The organism is Nodularia sp. LEGE 04288, assembly GCF_963896525.1.
Taxonomy (GTDB): domain Bacteria; phylum Cyanobacteriota; class Cyanobacteriia; order Cyanobacteriales; family Nostocaceae; genus Nodularia.
This window is the reverse complement of the sequence record NZ_CAWQOY010000094.1, coordinates 190042-208721: the sequence shown is the minus strand read 5'-3', so window position 1 is coordinate 208721 and position 18680 is coordinate 190042. Positions and strand designations below refer to the sequence as shown.

Below are 18680 nucleotides of genomic sequence, written 5' to 3'. Positions count from 1 at the left end.
CATTCAAGATTCGCGCTCTTTGTACCACCGTGGATCAGTTAGTAGACATTGGAGTGCCAAAATTTCTATGCATTCAGATGGCGAACTGTTTTTGGAGGCCGGTTTAGTTGCCCTCAAACAAGGAAATTACCAAACGGCGATCGCTAAACTCACACCTGTGGCTAGTAGTAAAGAAAATACTACCGCTACCTTACAGGCACGGGTTGGTTTAGTCATGGCTTACGCACGCACTGGGCAAATCCGCAAGGCCACCGCCCTGTGTCAACTTCTCACTGAAAGCCAGAATACACAAGTGAAAGAATGGGCTGAACTGGCTCTGACTCACTTGACAAAACGCAAAAAAAGTAGTAATAATTCCCCGAATCCGGCAACTGGATTTGTGGCTTTTAATTCTCAAACCGCTACTGCCTCAACACATAAACTACATAATACAGCAGCAGAAACTACCAGCGATGACAATTCATCTGGTGTGAAATCAGGGAGCTTGGGGAATCCGATGATCCCTTCAGTTGGGTATCGCAACACAATAATCGCAGAAGTACCTGTTAACACAGGTAGTTTTTTCGGCTCCACCAGTCAGACACAAACGCCATCATCGAGTATTTATTGGCGACAAGCAAAACGCGCCAAGGTATGGCAGCCCCTGCGTAAACCCAACTTAATACCCTTAAGGTTGCTAGCTGTCGGCACATTTGTGGCTGTGTTTTGGGTACTGAGAGAAATTCTGAATTCGTTAACAGGATTTATTAACTTTGCTTTAGTCAAACTACCTTATCTGAAGCCATTACAGTTTCTTTACCGCAACCCCACCCCATTTTTATTGATAGTTTTATTCATTATAATCGGACTATCTCCCTGGTTGCTAGATTGGCTCTTAGCAGACTTTTATGGACAGCGAGAATTGTCCAAAGATGTATTACATAGCCACAGTCGCGAAACAGCTAGGGTACTACAACGTTACTGCCAACAACGTCGCTGGCAGTCACCCAAATTGCGAATTCTGCCCATAGCTGCACCAATGGCGCTGACATATGGGAATCTAGCCCGCAATGCCAGGATTGTAGTCAGTCAGGGACTATTAGAGCAACTGGCAGATGATGAAATTGCTACTATCTATGCAACACAGTTAGGACATATTGCCCACGGGGATTTTGTGGTCATGTCTCTGGTGTTGCTGCTGACACTACCCATTCATCGGCTATATCAGCAAATATCAACTTGGGGAAATAAGAAATCAGAAGGGATTTGGTATAAGCCCATAACCATTTTGGCTAGTGTGATTTATGCACTTTGGTGTTTGTTGACTGGGATTAGTTTATGGTTGTCGCGGTTGCGGCTTTACTATAGCGATCGCCTGGCGGCGGAAATTACCGGTAATCCCAATGCTTTGACGAGGGCTTTACTCAAAATTGCCATCGGCATTGCTGTTGATATTCAAAAATCGGAACAAACCAGTTGGCATTTGTCAAGTTTAAATTTATTCATCCCAGTCGGTTATCAGCAGAGCCTTGCTTTGGGTAGTCTTGCTGGTCAACTGCCCTTTGAATCTATCTTGATGTGGGATACTGTTTATCCCTATAGCCGCTGGTTAGCAATTAATAATAGCCATCCCTTAATCGGCGATCGCATCCAACGTTTGAGTCAAATTGCCCGCCATTGGCATATAGACCCTGAACTACATCTAACTAGTCCTGATCTGAGCGTAGCCGAAGCCCAATCATCTAATCAGGTGAAGCGTCACTCCTTCTTATTACAAATCGCACCTTTTTTGGGCGTTCCCCTGGGTGTTGTGTTTGCGGGTCTCATCTGGCTGACGTGGCAAACGGCTTTCACTTTCAGGTTGATCAATCTCAAGTGGATATACGAAAATTGGAATTTTGTTACCGGTTGCCTACTCATTGGCTTTAGCATTGGTACACTGTTCCGGATGAATTCGTTTTTTCCAGACATCAAAACTGCTACTGTGCAGAATGATCAAAGCCTGCCGAACCTATTAGCTCATCCATCGGCTATTCCTGTTGATAGCATTACTGTGCGGCTGACTGGTAAACTATTGGGTCGCCGAGGTACTGGCAATTGCTTAGGACAAGACTTAATCTTGCAATCTAGTACAGGGCTAGTAAAATTACACCATATTCCCTTGGGACAGTCAGTTAATCCCCAAGATTTAATTGGGCGGCAAATTATAGTTACAGGCTGGTTCCGCCGGGGAGCAACACCCTGGATTGATATTCAGACAGTGCAAAGTCAAAGTGGTAAAACCATTCATAGTCCTCATCCCATTTGGTCTATTGTTGTGGCAGTTGCCGCACAGGCTTGGGGTGCATACATCTTTCTCACAGGCTAGTGCCGCTACGCGGAAGTCAAAAGTCAAAATGACTAGTGGGAATGTAAATAAAAGTTGCAATTTTTCTGAATAAGCGTTACATTTATTTACATAATCCCTCAAGACTAAATTAACTCAGCAATATAGCTTAGTTATCGAAAATTGGCTAATTTGTGCAAATCTTCTCTCCTTTTTCACCTCCCCATACAGCAGTTAATTCACCAGCCAATGGCTGGTTTTTGTTTCTAATAAACTTTCTTCACAAAAAAAATGTATTTTATGCTACGATATATTAATGCTATAGTTGAAAATGTATGCTCTGAACTAGCTACGTAGATAATACCGTGGTAATGTAGGGAATGGTATTTAATTCTGCGGGCAAGGTTATCAAAGAAGATATTTACTTTAGCAAGCTTAGGCTTATAAATTTACGATTCTTAGAATTAAGGTGGTATTAGCTAAGCGTTGTATGCGCTTTTGTATTAAACAAGCTTGATCCCAACGAAAAACTGTATTGTATAGGTTGACAGTTTGGAGTAAAAAATTTGGTTTACGGCAGTCTTGGTCAATAGCATCTATTTAACAGCCAAAGCCAAGTGATTGTTTTCTTGCCTTGCCATGTTCGTTCAACTCTGGAGGTATAGTCCATGTCCGTTCGCCTATATATAGGCAATTTGCCAAAAGAAGAAATAGATCGTCAGGATCTACAAGCAGTTTTTGCCGAAGAAGGCGATGCTGTGACTACAAAACTGATAAAAGACCGGAAAACTGGTAAATGCCGTGGTTTCGGTTTTCTCACAGTCAACAATGACGAACAAGCTGATCAAATTATTGAAAAGTATAATGGTCAATTGTTCAAAGAAACTCCCATAAAGCTAGAGAAAGCATTACCCCGGACAAAAGGTGAGGAAGGTGATGAGCAACCTCCTAAACCCGTGACTAGTCCTACTACTAGTCATCCGGCTCCTAGCATCCAAAAAGAAGGCGCTCGTCGTGAGAAAAGCGCTAAGAAGTCGCGACGTGGCGGCGGTGGCGGTGTCCGGGAAACCAGCACAAGTGCTGACTCAGATACTATTCGTCCAGATCCACGTTGGGCTTCTGAATTAGAAAAGCTCAAGCAAATGCTAGCTGCACAAACTACTAATTGAGTCTGTGAGGATAGGAATTAAAACTGAAAAATTGCGGTTTTTAGGTTTTAATTCCCCATAAATCTCTGTTTTCTTAATTAATCAATGAAATGGTTAGTCAGCCATTGTTGTCAGTGCGATCGCTACTTTGGGGTAAAATGCAATTGCTTGCTAGGAGCAAAACTAAAATTTTGCTTAATTTTTGCCAAAAAGCGCGATCGCACTTTCACTAAACTAATTATTCTGATATCTTCAAGAGTCGAAACAGCTAGGGTAAGGCTTCATCACCAGCACTCAATAAGCTAACAATTACTTATTTTTGCTGAATTTTATTTGACTTAATTTGTGCTACGATTAATACAATAATCACGGTTTTAACTGTAATTGAAGTGTTTTCCGGTCAAGGCTTTCCCCACTTCTGGAACATTCTATAGTTTGAAAACAAATTATTTGTGTAAAAGAAATTTATCTTGGAAAGAATTTACTGGCGTTCTAGCTACTGTACTGATCACCACATTGGAGAGTAATTATGTCCAAGGAAAGAAAAAGCAATAAAGAAGTGAAAAAACCCAAAAAAGATGCTGACAAAAAAAAGGATAAAAAAGATCCAAATAGTTCTGGTGGATTAAATAAATAACTGTAACAACTGGGAATTTTAGCTTGGTTGCAATTTGATACTGCTTTAACTAGGAAATCTTAGCAGCAGCCATTAAGTTACCGAAAGCACTATTTAAGTATTGCTCGATGATGAAAACACTGCTATCTCTACTGTAAGTTGGAAAAATTTATGGGTGTAGGTAGCTTTTGTTATTGAAACTATAAAAGCCTAAGTAATACTACTAATATTTTATTTTCCACAAGCAGCTTCTCCCTATATAGCACTTCCTAGTCTAATAAAGTACAAAACTATCCGCGTTTATCTGCGGCCATCTGCGTTTAATTGTTACTGTTTGCACCTCACTTGAATGGGAATTGCGATCGCGATCGCTTGACGGATTAATTCATTTGATCTAGAAGAGTATCTCTGCACAGTCATGACTGATTAAATAGAGCTTCATCTATCACAGGTATTAGATATTAGTATAGTTACTTAATGTATAAGGAAATTAAATAAAATTACTGATCAAATAAGTATAGTTCGGGTCGTAGATATATAAAAAGGTCTGACATAATTAAATTAAAATAAAGGCTACTCAAAGTTTCTCAATAATTTAGCTCAGTTTGCCAGATGCAAACTGAAAAACGCTCGATACCTTCTGACAAACAGCAATACACAAACTATGAACGCTACCACAGAGAAACGTATCGCTTTGATTTCTGTTCATGGAGACCCGACCATTGAAATTGGTAAAGAAGAAGCTGGGGGACAAAATGTTTATGTGCGTCATGTGGGTGAAGCACTAGCACAGCTAGGATGGCAAGTGGATATGTTTACCCGCAAAGTGAGTGTAGAGCAAGATTCAATTGTTGAACTGAGGCAAAATTGTCGCACTATTCGTCTAGCAGCAGGGCCTGTAGAGTTTGTGCCACGAGATCATTTGTGGGAATATATGCCGGAATTTTTGGCTAATTTCCGCCAATTCCAAAATGATCATCAGATCACTTATCAGTTAGTTCATACAAACTATTGGCACTCTAGCTGGATAGGGATGCAATTAAAGAAAATCCAAGGTACTCAGCAGGTTCATACCTACCATTCTTTAGGCGCAGTTAAGTATAATACAATAGAAACAATTCCCTTGATTGCTAGTCAGCGATTAGCAGTGGAAAAAGAGGTATTGGAGACAGCAGAATGCATTGTCGCCACAAGTCCCCAGGAACAGGAACATATGCGATCGCTTGTTTCCACAGAAGGTAATATTGAGATCATTCCCTGCGGTACAGATATTCGCCGGTTTGGTTCGGTTGAGCGCCAAGCAGCTAGATTAGAATTGGGAATTACTCCAGAGATTAAACTTATATTGTATGTAGGACGCTTTGATCCACGTAAAGGAATAGAAACCCTGGTACGTGCTGTTAACGAATCTAAATTCCGTGGCGATAAAAACCTGAAGTTAATTATTGGTGGTGGTAGTACTCCAGGTAATAGTGATGGTATTGAGCGCGATCGCATCCAGAATATCATCAACGAATTGGGTATGAATGAATTTACCATTCTCCCCGGTCGTCTCAGCCAGGAAATACTGCCCACTTATTACGCTGCGGCTGATGTTTGCGTCGTTCCGAGTCACTATGAACCCTTTGGACTCGTAGCCATTGAAGCCATGGCCAGTGGAACACCTGTAGTAGCAAGTGATGTTGGTGGACTTCAGTTGACTGTGGTTCCCGAAGTCACAGGTTTGTTGGCTCCACCACAAGATGTCGCCGCCTTTGCAGCTGCTATCGACCGCATTTTGTTAAATTCAGAATGGCGGGAAGAATTAGGTAAGGCTGGCAGAAAACGCGTAGAAGATAAGTTTAGTTGGGATGGCGTAGCCACTCAGCTAGGTGAACTTTACACCCAAATTTTGCAGCGAACGCTGAAAGAACCAGCATTAGCCAAACAATTTTAGATTTTGGATTTTGGATAGCGCAGCGTTAGCGAGTCCGCGTTCGCGCAGCGTCTCGTAGAGAGCGTCTTTTGGATTGAGTCCACAGATAAATCAGAGGGCTTGTACTATTAAAGAACTATTGGTCAGTAATACGTAACATTAACTCTTGTGCAACCAGTTGACTATACTACTCTCACAGCTTCTTGTAGCGAACTCCGCGCTCACTGGCTGCCATCTCGATTAGAACAAGTTTATCAGCGCGATCGCTATACTATTGCGATCGCATTACGCACCCTCAAACAAAGGGACTGGCTAGAAATTTCTTGGCATCCCCAAGGGGCGCGTATTTGTATTGGCGAACCACCACCACGATTACCAGATACCTTCACCTTCAGCCAACAACTAGTACACCAATTGGGTGGTTTGGCTTTGGTGGACATTCAAGCGATCGCACCTTGGGAGCGTGTTGTGGATTTGCAATTTGCTCGTCGTCCTGGAGAAGAGGCATTATACCATATATATGTGGAAGTGATGGGCAAATATAGCAACGCCATCCTCACCGATGCCAGCAAGATGATTATCACAGCCGCCCATCAAGTTGGTCAGCATCAGTCTAGCGTCCGTCCCATCCAAACCGGACAGTCTTATGAAACCCCACCAAAACTAACTGGCCCTGTTCCCAGTTTGAGTGAAACCCCAGAGCGCTGGCAAGAACGGGTAAGCTTAGTCCCAGGAGCAATCAAGCGTCAGTTATTAAAAAGTTATAGCGGCTTGAGTTCGGCACTTGTAGAGTCTATGGTAATTGCAGCAGATTTAGCCCCAGAAACTACCACAGATCAGCTCAAAGCTGAAGACTGGGAAAAACTATTTACAAGATGGCAAGAATGGCTCCAAGCTTTGGAGTTAAGTAAATTTCAACCAGCTTGGACAGCAAATGGTTATACCGTCATGGGTTGGGGCGCAGTAGCACCAGAAAAAGACATCCAAACCTTAGTTAACAGGTATTACACTGACGAATCAAATCAGCAGGTGTTTGCTCAGTTACGGCATCAATTGAACCAGAAATTACATAATGTTTTAGTAAAATTACGTAATAAAGCGCAAACCTTTTCGGAACGCTTGCAGCAATCAGATCAAGCTGATGAATACCGGGCTAAAGCTGATTTGTTGATGTCTAACCTGCAAAAATGGCAACCAGGGATGAAGGAAATTATCCTACCTGATTTTGAGACAGATCAGCCAATTGCGATCGCGCTCCAACCAGATAAAAACGCTGTCCAAAATGCTCAACGCCTCTATAAACAGCACCAAAAACTCAAACGCGCTCGTGCTGCTGTGGAACCGTTACTTTTGGATGTAAAATCAGAAATTAGCTATTTAGAACAGGTAGAAGCTGCGATCGCTCAGATAGAAAACTACCAAACAGCAGCAGATTTACAAGCTCTAGAAGAAATCCGCGACGAGTTAATTGGACAAAAATATTTAGAAGATCCAGGATACCGCAGCCGCAGTGCCAACGAAACAGCCGCCACAAACTTTCATCGTTACCGTACCCCTAACAACTTTGAAGTCTTAATCGGTCGGAATAATCGCCAAAATGATCACTTGAGCTTTCGTGTAGCGGGAGATTATGATTTGTGGTTCCATGCTCAAGAAATTCCTGGAAGTCATCTGTTACTGCGTTTAGAACCTGGTACAGTTCCAGAAGCCGCAGATTTACAATTTGTGGCTAATCTCGCCGCCTACTACAGTCGCGCGCGTCAGAGTGAACAAGTACCAGTCGTTTATACTCAGCCCAAGCACGTTTACAAACCTAAAGGAGCCAAGCCAGGTATTGCTATTTACAAGCAAGAGCGTATCCTCTGGGGACAGCCGCAATTAGTCATTGGTCATTAGTCATTCGGCTCTACCAAAAAACTGGGGTTAGAGCCTTGCCACTTCGACAGGCTCAGTGCATAGCCTTTGTTTCAATGTGGGAGCGAAATCACGGGTTCCCAAGATTCAAAAAATCTGGGCGAATGCGGTCTTTTTCTTTCCCGCAATTAGGGACAAATCCATTAAATAATGGGTGCGTGAGATTGCCTGTTATTGGTGCGGTCAAAGTCCGTCAATCACGCTCAATTCCAGATGGGGGAGTAATCAAGCAAGCCCGTGTAGTTAAACGTGTTTCTGGGTGGTATGTCATGCTAACCGTTCAATGGGATGTAACTGTACCATCACCCATGCCACACGGGGAAGCAGTAGGAATTGATGTTGGGCTAACCAGTTTTGTTGCCACTTCTAACGGGCTTTTAGTCAAACGTCCGAGGTTTTTTGTGGATGCCGAACGCAAGCTTAAATTGCTGCAACAACGCGTCTCTAGAAAACGTTTAGGCTCGAATAATTGGAAAAAAGCACAGAAGAAAGTTGCTTCATTGCATGAGTACGTTGCTAATTGTCGTAAAGACTGGCATAGAAAGTTGTCTCACCAAATCTGTAATGATGCAGGGATGGTGTTTGTTGAGGATTTAAATTTAGTTGGTTTGTCCCGTGGAATGTTGGGTAAACATTGCCTGGATGCGGGTTTCGGGCAATTCTTTAACATTCTCGAACAAACTTGTTTTAAACGTGATGCCTATTTTCAAAAAGTAGATGCACGGAAAACAAGCCAAATCTGTCCCAACTGTGGAATTGAGACAGGAAAGAAAGAACTTTCTGAACGTACTCATGTTTGTTCAAATTGCGGCTATACGACTGATAGGGATGTGGCGGCCGCTCAAGTAGTTCTAGTTAGAGGACTTGCAGCCGTAGGGCATACGGTCAAGATGCTTGCAGAGGGTAAATTCATTGGAATCCCCGTGAAGCAAGAATCTTCGCACTTATAGGGCGGAGAGTGTCAACTCACGGTAGTTTAAATTTATTCTCAAAGATAGAGGCTAGTTTTCTTCGGGCATATCTTTTTTTTATTTATTTTTATAAAAAAACTGTGTGAACTGTTACAATATTGTTAAGAAAATTTGCCCGTTGGTTTTGGGAACGCGCAATTTAATTTTCACCTCTAATGAGAAGACAACGCGCATATTCGAGGCCAGCTGTGCAATGCTGGTCTTTTTTGTTTCTTGTAAAAAAGAGAAGACGCAAAAAATGATTTTTTACGTCTCCTGGGGAAATTTTGTGATATCTAGAAACTAAATCTAGTTCTGAGCGCACCAATCACAACATCATCGTTGTCATTGTTATGATCCGGGGATGTCAACCAGATGACACCAGGGGTAATGGTAATGTTGTCAGTCAGCTGATACTGGTAGAAAGCCTCAAGGTGATAGGAGGTATCTCTATCTCTATCCACACCGGGGATGTTGGAACTGGTGACTCTAGGTTCTACACCAGCGATAATCCCAGCTAGATTACCTCTTTTACCCAAGTCAGGAAAGCCCAGGGTAACGGCATAATTCCAAATTTCAGCTTCTCCGCGATCGCCTGTCAAGGCGCGGCTGTTGGTGTATCCTGCCCAACCTCCTAAGACCAGTTTTTCACTGATACCGATGGATGCTTGAACACCGTAGGAATCGCTGGAGAAGGCTGCATCGTTTTGTAATACATTTTGGAATGTGGCGGCATTGCTACCCGTAAGTAGTGGCTGTTTGTAGGAGTTGATATAAGTTAAACCGAGCGCAATGCGATCGCTTGGTCTGAGTGTCAGCTGTGCCAATGCACCGTAAGCACCATCAAACAAACCATTCTTAGGTGAGGGGTTATTAGCTGTACCACTTAAATACCCTAAACTGAGTGATAGGCTATCACCGAACTGTTGGGTTACTCCCAAACCCGCACCACCTATCTGGTTATAAATTGGGTTGCGCGTACCAAAGGTAGACAAAGCCCCACTACTACCATCACCGTCAAATAGATTAACTGTACTAGTGATGTCATCTGCTGCACCGGCATTGGCGATCGCGATGACCTGTGTTTTTTCACCCAGGGGAAATTTGTAAAACAATGCATCTATCGCCGCATTGGTAGTACCATCCGCACCAGCAAAAAATAAGTTCCCCTCTGGTGTCCCAATGTTAGGTCCTAAAATATTATTAGCTTGGATTCTCGTAAACAGGGTATCTCTCCCCGTAAAACTGGTGACAAATTGAATCCGTGTGCGCGCTCCCAGAGTTGTATTATTGTCTGTGATTTCTTGGTTATTAACTCTGTCACCGCCCAAAACATCACTCATAACTGCGACGACTTCCCCTTGCAGTTTGGTGGTAGTGGAAAACTGATTCGCTTCCAATTCCGATGTGCGTGCTTCTAGTGAATCCACGCGACCCCGTAATGTTGCCAATTCTGCGGAAAATTCCTCTTGCAGTCTTTGTAACGTGCCTAAATCTTGTTGTGTCACTGCATCGCTAGTAGCAGTAGCAATGAGTTCATTAACCCGATCTAGACAAGCATTCAAACCAGCCGCGAATTCATATCGAGTCAACGCCCGATTACCCCGATAAGTGCTATTGGGATAACCTGCTATACAACCGTAACGTTCTACCAAAGATTGCAACGCTTGAAAAGCCCAATCAGTAGGTTGCACATCCGATAACTGAGAAACGGAGGTAATTTGCGCCATTACCTGATCTTCTGTGAGGTTCTCAGTTTTTATTTCAGAATTATTTATTACCGATGTCGTGGGTATTTCTCCTGCATAGACGGTAGCACCAAAAAATAGCATAGTACCGCCAAATAATGGACTAACCAGTAGGTATTTCCAGAATTCTCGCATTTTCTTCCTCACACTCATTGATGGTTGATTGCACTCACACCAGGCGTTTTCGCGAATACCTTCGCTAAAAAAGTATATTCAGAATATTAACAGGAGTTTAAGAATTTGCCTAACATTACTAGTCAAATTCTGATTTTTCTTACTTTCTGGAGAAATGTTAAAAGGTAGTATCTTCTGAAACAAACATTAATTTCGTTCTTTTTTATACAAAATATATTTTACCATATTGTGTGAGAATGAGACTTATTCTATAATATAAAACGAATTCATTCTCAAGAGAAAATTTGACAAAAGTCAAGCAATTATTACTGTAGAGGGGAAAAAGCGTGATTTGGAATCGTTTAAGACCTAGAACAGGCAAACAAACCAGAGGTATCCTGCCTTTAATGGCTTTCCTCACGTTGTCAGTCGCTGTTGGCTGTAACCAATCAAACACAGATATCGGAGAAACTTCAGAACAAACACCCCCAGCACAGGAAGCAGCAGCGACTCCAGGCGCGACCGAAAAAATTAAAGTTGTCGCCACATTTTTGCCCACCTATTTGTTTACCAAGGCTGTGGCTGGAGACGCAGCAGATGTATCAATTCTTGTGCCACCGACTACGGAAGTGCATGATTACCAATCAACACCGGATAATGTTAAAGCGATTTCTACAGCCAGTATCTTAGTAAAAAATGGTTTGGGATTAGAGGAATTTCTCGACAACACTGTAAAAAATGCCGAAAATCCTAAATTGGTTGAAATTGATGCGAGTAAAGGTATTAAAATCTTGGATAAAATTTCGCTAGTTGATGAAACAGTCACAGAAGACGGACATGATCATGATCAAGGAAATCCTCACGTTTGGTTAGATCCAGTTTTAGTAAAACAGCAGGTAACAAATATTCGAGATGGATTAAGTGCTGCTGATCCTGCTAATAAAGCTACTTATGAAGCCAATACTGCCGCTTATATTCAAGAATTAAACAATTTAAATCAAGAATTTCAGCAAACTTTGCAAAAAACTCCTAACTGCACCTTTATCACCTTTCATGATGCCTTTCCATATTTAGCTCAACGCTATAATGTCAAACAAGTTGCTGTGGTGCAACTTCCTGAAGACCAACTTTCCCCAGCAGATGTGCAGAAAGCTGTCAAAGCTGTGAAAAATTATAACGCTAAAGCTTTATTTAGCGAACCAGGGGTAGATAATAAATTATTAACCAGTCTTGCCCAAGATTTGAATGTAACTGTGCGTAACTTGGATTCTATAGAAACTACTGCCGGCGATACAAATCCGCAGTATTATTTCCAAGCCATGAAAACTAACTTGCAAACCCTGGAGGCTGGGTGTAAATAATTGGATCTCCAAGATAGCGATACCTGATGATCGTTTGTCTTGATGTCATGAGCAATTAATAATTACCCATAATCCAGGACTAATGACATCTCCCATTTTAAAAGTCGAAGGATTAAATGTATATCAAGGCAGTTATTTAGCTGTACGAGATGTAGCCTTTGAATTGCTACCAGGAACAGATACAGCTATCGTTGGCCCCAATGGTGCGGGGAAAAGTACTTTGGTGAAAGCGATTTTAGATTTACTTCCCCATAGTGCTGGCAAAATTGAAATCTTTGGTCGTCCAATTAGCAAGTTGGGAAATTTGCGTCATCGATTGGGTTATATGCCACAAAATTTCATCTTTGACCGCAGTTTTCCGATTTCTGTCAGCGAATTAGTCGGACTGGGATGGGCGAATGAAAGTAAACAGCAGAATTCATTTTTTTCCCAACTGTGGAAAAAAGATAGGAGAAAATCAGTAGCCATAGCAGAGGCTTTGCGGCGAACTGATGCTTATCATCTCAAGCACCAAGCGATTGGAACTCTTAGCGGTGGTCAACTGAAGCGGGTATTGCTGGCTTATTGTTTAGTCATTCCTCGCCAACTCTTGGTTTTAGATGAAGCTTTTGCTGGCGTTGATATCCAAGGTACAACAGATTTTTACGCTTTGTTAAATGAATTAAAGCGCGAAGAAGGTTGGACAGTGTTGCAGGTTTCCCATGATATTGACATGGTTAGCCGTCATTGCGATCGCGTTCTTTGTCTCAATCAAACTGTTGTTTGCACTGGTCAACCCGAAATTGCCCTTTCACCGCAAAATCTGTTAGCAACCTATGGCCTGGGATTCAGTCCTTACAAGCATAACCATTAACATTTTCAATCATAGCGTTGCTCACAATTTTGGATAACTGACCTTTTTTGAATTCAAAATTCAAAATTCAAAATGCAAAATGAAGAAGAAATAAAGTTTTTGGCGTTGCTGAACTAAAGTATGAAATGCCAAAATCACCTTGATTTTTCTTCCTACCTTTGCGCCTTTGCGCCTTTGCGTGAGACTAATTCATATTTGAAATCAGCAACGCCAAGTTTTTTATTCAGCAGGTTCATCCAAATGTTCAGCAACAGCCTGATAAAGATGAAAAATATGATTATCGTGGAGATGATAGAACACATTACGTCCTTGCTTGCGATAGCCAACCAATCGCATAACTCGCAAATTTCGCAGTTGATGGGAAACAGCAGATTCACTCATTTTTAGTAATGCGGCCAAATCACTTACACACAGTTCTTTATTAGCCAAAAAAGAAAGGATTCGCAGGCGATTGGGATCTCCTAAAAAGCTAAAAAATTCTGCCATCCGTTGAGCTTTTTCAGTACTAAGAACTTGTCCTGCTAAATGTTGCACAATATGAATATCTATAGTAATCTATCTTAAATTATACTCAAGATTATACAGTTTTAAATTCCCATCTAATTATAACAATTGTATTTGATTGACATTCTGATAATTTTGCCTGTGAGCAGTCTAATAAGGCTCAAAATAATATATAGATCGTACTTATGTATTTATGCTCTGTTTGCCAGATCAACTTGCTAGCGAATCGCCATGAATTTTGACTTTGTAAATTTGTTACAATTTCCCTTCATGCAGCGTGCGATCGCCGGCGCTGTGTTAATGGGAATCCTGGGGGGATTACTAGGTACTTTTGCTACATTGCGCCAACTATCCTTTTTCAGCCATGCTGTGGGTCATGCAGCATTAATCGGCGTAGTCTTAGGTGTATTGCTACAGTTAAACCCAACTTGGATGCTGTTGCCTTTTACCTTAGTCTTTGGGGTAGTTGTCCTCTACTTGATCGACAAAACCGATTTAGCGAGCGATAGCGTTCTGAGTATAGTGCTATCAGGAGCATTAGGTATTGGCGTAATCCTGACTAGCTTCGTTCCGGGTTATCGTGGCAATTTAATGAGAGTATTGTTCGGTGATATTCTGGCGATCGACAATACAGATTTAATTTTGACATTAATTTTGCTGATCGCCAGTAGCATATTTTTATTTTCCACCCTGCAACAGCAAATTTTATTGACCATTAACCCCGATGTCGCCCAAGTACAAGGTGTTCCAGTTCAACTATATCGCTATGGCTTTGTCATTTTACTTTCCCTGGCTGTTGCCGTAGCGATTACAGCCGTCGGTGTTTTGCTAGTCAATGCCTTTTTGGTAATTCCCGCTTCCACCGCCAAGCTGATGAGTCATCATTTCAACCGCTTTCTGGTCTTATCAATCATCGTCGGTTCGACCACAAGCCTGACTGGTATTATGGTTTCGGGTATTTTTAACCTGCCATCAGGCCCTAGTATTGTGCTGGTGCAGTTTTTGTTCTTTGTCGCTGTTTTCTTGGCGGTGAAGTTGAAGTTCAAAGCAGCTTAAACTTTTTTTGTTCAACCTATTGCCAAGCAATTATTGTTGTGCTACATTTATTAATCGTGGGTCAAATAAATACACAGCGCCGGGATAGCTCAGTTGGTAGAGCAGAGGACTGAAAATCCTCGTGTCACCGGTTCAAGTCCGGTTCCTGGCATATAATTAAATAGACAAAAACCTTGATTTTTCATGGTATCCAAATGACTCCTACTGGAATTTATTAATTTTCTAGTAGGAGTTTTTGCATTTTTGGTTCAGTCGGTGTTGAATTGGCATTTCTTTTTTATTTTACCCTTTCTCCCAAGATCCCAAATGGGTTCTATACATACTCAACTGTTGCCAAGATGCCCAGACTCATAGAGAATCATTAGATACAAATTGATCCTCTCATTGTCCAAAGCTACTAGAGGCAACTGCTACAAACTGCCATGTTCAAACTGATAGATGTCTTCTGGGCTTATATTCTCATCGCTATATTAATCCTCGTGGGGCGGTTAATCAGACAGCGCCTGGGAATATTGCGATCGCTCTACATACCCAGTTCCATAGTTGCTGGTATTATTGCCTTACTTCTGGGTAAAAGTGCTTTGGGTGCAATTGTCCAAGCAATAAATCCCAAATCTCCCCTTGTTCAAGGCATATTTACCGAAAATGTCCAGGCGGTTTGGTCGCAGTCTCCTGGTATCTTTATTAATATTGTTTTTGCTACCCTGTTTCTGGGTCAATATGTTCCTACTTTGCAGCAATTTTGGACTAAAGCTGCCCCACAAGTGGCTTTTGGTCAAGCGATCGCCTGGGGTCAATACGTAGTAGGATTAATACTAGCAATCACCATATTGACACCAGTTTTTGGTTTACCGCCCATAGTCGCTTGTTTAATTGAAGTCGCCTTTGAAGGGGGACACGGGACATCAGCCGGGATGGCGGCAACTTTTACAGAATTGGGTTTTACCGCCGGGCCTGATTTATCTTTAGCTTTAGCCACAGTAGGGCTGGTTTCTGGAGTGATTTCCGGGACAATTTTGATCCACTGGGGACGCAGAACTGGACGTATCAAAGTCAGCCGCGAACCTTTAGATAATCTGGAAAATACAGAGAACGAACTACCAGAAGAAGAACCAAGTGTCACAATTGCGAGAAAAAATTTATTCCGCGACTTACTAATTGATCCATTATCACTCAACTTCGGTTTTGTCGGATTAGCGATCACTTTCGGCTGGCTAATTTTAGAAGCTTTGCGCTTTATTGAATCAATCACCTGGGGTAGAGGTGGAGTGGAACTGATTTCTTACGTACCGCTATTCCCCATCGCCCTGATTGGGGGAATGATTGTGCAGTATATACTTATGCGTACCAGACGCACCTATTTAATTAGTCGTCCCCTGATGGAAAACATTGGTGGACTGGCGTTAGATATTACAATTGTCACCGCCCTAGCAAGTATTTCCCTCTCTGTACTGGGAGATAATCTTGCTCCTTTCCTGATTTTATCCATTGCTGGTATTGCTTGGAATGTCTGTGCCTTTATATTTTTAGGCCCCCATCTCCTACCTTTTTACTGGTTTGAACGTGGTATTGGTGATCTGGGACAATCGATGGGTGTGACTTCCACGGGATTATTGCTGTTGCGAATGGTAGACCCAGATAACCGTTCCGGTGCGTTTGAGAGTTTTGCTTATAAACAATTGCTGTTTGAACCTATTGTGGGTGGAGGCTTATTTACCGCCGCCGCACCGCTTTTAATTGCTAATTTTGGCTCCATACCAATTTTGCTATTAACATCATTTATCCTGGCATTTTGGCTGATATTCGGTTTCTATAACTGTAAGCAACTACGTAAGCAAAGCGATTGAAGTAGTGTCATAATTTTAGACAAATAACTGTCGTGTATTTAAAGATAATGATCCAACTTTCATTAGACTGTAAAATATCGCCTGCACCGAATGTATTAGCTCAAGACTTGGCAGGGGAGTCAGTTTTACTTAACCTGCAAACTGAGGAGTATTTTGGCTTGGATGATGTGGGAACTCGGATTTGGCAAACCTTGACAGATAAAGATTCTATCCAGTCTGCTATAGATGTATTGGTAACTGAGTATGGCGTAGAGTCAAAACAGTTACAGCAGGATGTAGAAAATCTCATTGAAGAATTATTAGCCAATGGACTGGTTGAAGTTAGCGGTACGTAAATTACGCAGTTTTTGGGGACTGGATAGAAATTCCCGCTGGCTGTTATTGCAAGCACTTCTGTTTTTCCCCCTAGTGACTCTATCCTTAAAATTTGGGGGATTAAAGCGCACGCAATCTGATTTAGTACGAATGTTACCACCTGGAAAAATAGTGCTTCCAGATAGCGAACTGACAAGTCAGCGCTTACGCGATCGCTCCTGTAAAATTATCAAGACAATTAGCATGGTGCAGTTAGCAGCCAGATATTGTCAACCTTGGGCAAAATGTCTGCAAAAGTCCCTAGTGCTGTGGGGTTTGTTGCGTCACCAAGGAATTAACAGCGAATTGCGGATTGGGGTAAAAAGGGACGCAGAGAGTTTTGAGGCTCATGCTTGGGTGGAGTATGAAGGTTTTGTCCTCAATGATACTCAAAATGTGCGCGATCGCTTTGCCATGTTTGATCGTCCCATTGAAGTTAATTTTCCCAGTAGAGAGAGTTGATGTCTGTCCAAACTGCACTACAATTTATCCAACAACTACGGATGGATGAAGGGCTAAAAAGCCGACTTTTAGCTCTCAACAACCACCCTGATTTAGCAAGTTTTGTCAAACTTGGCGCTGAATTCAATCTCACCTTCACAGTTGAAGAACTGAAAACAGCACACAAACACGATTGGGGGATGCGCTGGTTACTCCATAACTCTAGATTAGAAGACAACCGGCAATGATTTCAAACCACGTCCCATAAAAGAATCCTCCCATTCTAAAGATTCCGTTGCTAATGATAACCCAGGTAAACGGCTCACTATTATATTTACGGCAATTTCTGTTACTAATTTAGCTAAGTGTATCCCGATACAACTATGAATTCCTTGACCAAACGAAAGATAGGGATTAGGTTTGCGTCTAATATCAAATTGGTTGGGATTGGGGAAATGGGCGGGATCTCGATTGGCAGCCCCGATAATACAATGAACTATCTCTCCCTGACGAATTGTCTGATTTGATAGTTCGATATCAGATAGTGTTGTACGTGGAATACTATGAACTGAACTTTCATAGCGCAGCACTTCAGCAATAGTTGTTTCTATTAAGGATGGGTCAGCTTGTAGTAAATGTAACTGTTCGGGATGATTCAGTAATGTGAGTATACTGTTGCCAATTAAATTCTCAGTTGTGGAGTGACCGGCCGCAAATATTAAGATGCAATTTGCTAAGAGTTCTTCTGCACTCAATTGACCCTCAGCTTCTGCTTGAATTAGAGTGCTAATGAGGTTATCTTGCGGCTGCGAACAAGTACGGCTTTGAGCAATCCAACTTTTGAAGTATTCCGCTAAACCAGCGATCGCCAGCAAACCTTGCTCATTAGCAATCGGGGTCACGTCCAAATCCAAAGATAAAGATAGGCTCACAGACCACTGTTTAAATTGCGGATGCCATTGTTGTGGTGGAATCCCCAATATTTTACAGTTTAAGCCGAGGGTGAGCGGATAAGCTAAATCGTTAATAATATCCATTTTCCCCAAGTCTTGAACCCGATCAATCAGGTCGTCAACAGTTGTCTGAATGTGCGATCGCAATGCTTGAATATGCGATTGAGTGAAGGCACTACGCAACAAGGGACGAATTCTGGTGTGGGTGGGTGGATTTTGTCGCACCAACCACAACTTCATTAATCTTTGACTTTCCTGACGCAGACCGAGAAAGTTGTTTATGGGCGCTGGGGTTCCTGTCTCTAGGCTAACGATACTTTTCTGTGCATGACCAAAGATAGGATTTTTCAGAACCTCTGAAATATCAGCATAGCGCGTCAGCACCCAATCATTTCCCTCAGAACGATAGTAAATGGGGTGGTGCGTCCGCAGGTAATCATAGGTGGGATAGCGATTAGCCCGGAACTCTGGCGATCGCGGATTAAATGGTAAAGGTGGAGCTATACTTTCACTTTGACTTTGCATATTCATCTCTCAATCTGCTACAATATCTAAAACCCGCGCACCGGGAGTAATGTAGGGATAAAAATTCCTTATAGTT

Annotated in this window: 15 protein-coding genes and 1 tRNA gene; 13 read left to right on the top strand and 3 right to left on the bottom strand. The window is 42.1% G+C overall.

Translation table 11 applies throughout. From position 1 onward, the window contains the following. Positions 1–67 precede the first annotated feature (67 nt). The 5 genes from AACX33_RS07970 to AACX33_RS07950 all read left to right on the top strand — a co-directional run bounded on the left by AACX33_RS07970 (position 68) and on the right by AACX33_RS07950 (position 8848). Positions 68–2347 (top strand): M48 family metallopeptidase, encoded by a 2280-nt coding sequence (locus AACX33_RS07970; RefSeq protein WP_193997667.1) that lies wholly within the window; start codon positions 68–70, stop codon positions 2345–2347. 626 nt (positions 2348–2973) lie between these two features. Beyond that, a complete protein-coding gene (locus AACX33_RS07965; protein WP_193997668.1) occupies positions 2974–3474 on the top strand; it encodes an RNA recognition motif domain-containing protein in 501 nt (166 codons plus the stop codon). A gap of 1259 nt (positions 3475–4733) precedes the next feature. After that, positions 4734–6005 carry a glycosyltransferase family 4 protein gene (locus AACX33_RS07960; protein ID WP_193997669.1) on the top strand — a complete coding sequence of 424 codons (1272 nt, stop codon included), beginning with the start codon at positions 4734–4736 and terminating at the stop codon, positions 6003–6005. A 147-nt stretch (positions 6006–6152) separates the two neighbouring features. Continuing rightward, positions 6153–7880 carry an NFACT RNA binding domain-containing protein gene (locus tag AACX33_RS07955; protein WP_193997670.1) on the top strand — a complete coding sequence of 576 codons (1728 nt, stop codon included), beginning with the start codon at positions 6153–6155 and terminating at the stop codon, positions 7878–7880. Between the two features lie 74 nt (positions 7881–7954). Beyond that, positions 7955–8848, top strand: a complete 894-nt coding sequence (locus AACX33_RS07950; protein ID WP_193998017.1) for an RNA-guided endonuclease InsQ/TnpB family protein — start codon at positions 7955–7957, stop codon at positions 8846–8848. A 296-nt stretch (positions 8849–9144) separates the two neighbouring features. On the opposite strand, the gene AACX33_RS07945 is transcribed toward AACX33_RS07950, so the two are convergent. Continuing rightward, positions 9145–10731, bottom strand: a complete 1587-nt coding sequence (locus tag AACX33_RS07945; RefSeq protein WP_193997671.1) for an iron uptake porin — start codon at positions 10729–10731, stop codon at positions 9145–9147. Between the two features lie 326 nt (positions 10732–11057). On the opposite strand from AACX33_RS07945, the gene AACX33_RS07940 reads away from it, so the two are divergent. After that, the gene (locus AACX33_RS07940; RefSeq protein ID WP_227788669.1) at positions 11058–12071 is read left to right on the top strand and encodes a metal ABC transporter substrate-binding protein; all 1014 of its coding nucleotides are present in this window, start codon (positions 11058–11060) and stop codon (positions 12069–12071) included. Between the two features lie 82 nt (positions 12072–12153). Next, positions 12154–12924, top strand: a complete 771-nt coding sequence (locus tag AACX33_RS07935; RefSeq protein ID WP_193997672.1) for a metal ABC transporter ATP-binding protein — start codon at positions 12154–12156, stop codon at positions 12922–12924. A gap of 219 nt (positions 12925–13143) precedes the next feature. On the opposite strand, the gene AACX33_RS07930 is transcribed toward AACX33_RS07935, so the two are convergent. Then, the gene (locus AACX33_RS07930; RefSeq protein WP_227788673.1) at positions 13144–13410 is read right to left on the bottom strand and encodes an ArsR/SmtB family transcription factor; all 267 of its coding nucleotides are present in this window, start codon (positions 13408–13410) and stop codon (positions 13144–13146) included. A gap of 249 nt (positions 13411–13659) precedes the next feature. Here AACX33_RS07930 and AACX33_RS07925 point away from each other — a divergent pair, with 249 nt between their 5' ends. The 6 genes from AACX33_RS07925 (at position 13660) to AACX33_RS07900 (ending at position 17374) form a co-directional block, all read left to right on the top strand. After that, entirely contained in the window at positions 13660–14484 is an 825-nt protein-coding gene (locus AACX33_RS07925) for a metal ABC transporter permease (RefSeq protein ID WP_193997674.1), read from the top strand. A 78-nt stretch (positions 14485–14562) separates the two neighbouring features. Further along, positions 14563–14635 (top strand) — tRNA-Phe (locus AACX33_RS07920). 271 nt (positions 14636–14906) lie between these two features. Further along, the gene (locus AACX33_RS07915) at positions 14907–16331 is read left to right on the top strand and encodes a sodium/glutamate symporter (RefSeq protein ID WP_193997675.1); all 1425 of its coding nucleotides are present in this window, start codon (positions 14907–14909) and stop codon (positions 16329–16331) included. A gap of 47 nt (positions 16332–16378) precedes the next feature. Further along, entirely contained in the window at positions 16379–16666 is a 288-nt protein-coding gene (locus AACX33_RS07910; protein ID WP_193997676.1) for a PqqD family protein, read from the top strand. After that, positions 16638–17147, top strand: coding sequence for a lasso peptide biosynthesis B2 protein (locus tag AACX33_RS07905; RefSeq protein ID WP_193997677.1), 510 nt, complete (start codon positions 16638–16640; stop codon positions 17145–17147). Before AACX33_RS07910 ends, AACX33_RS07905 begins: the two co-directional genes overlap by 29 nt. Continuing rightward, positions 17147–17374 carry a Nif11-like leader peptide family natural product precursor gene (locus AACX33_RS07900; protein ID WP_193997678.1) on the top strand — a complete coding sequence of 76 codons (228 nt, stop codon included), beginning with the start codon at positions 17147–17149 and terminating at the stop codon, positions 17372–17374. Before AACX33_RS07905 ends, AACX33_RS07900 begins: the two co-directional genes overlap by 1 nt. On the opposite strand, the gene AACX33_RS07895 is transcribed toward AACX33_RS07900, so the two are convergent. Then, the gene (locus AACX33_RS07895; RefSeq protein WP_193997679.1) at positions 17354–18610 is read right to left on the bottom strand and encodes a cytochrome P450; all 1257 of its coding nucleotides are present in this window, start codon (positions 18608–18610) and stop codon (positions 17354–17356) included. The two genes, AACX33_RS07900 and AACX33_RS07895, sit on opposite strands and share 21 nt — an antisense overlap. Positions 18611–18680: the final 70 nt, after the last annotated feature.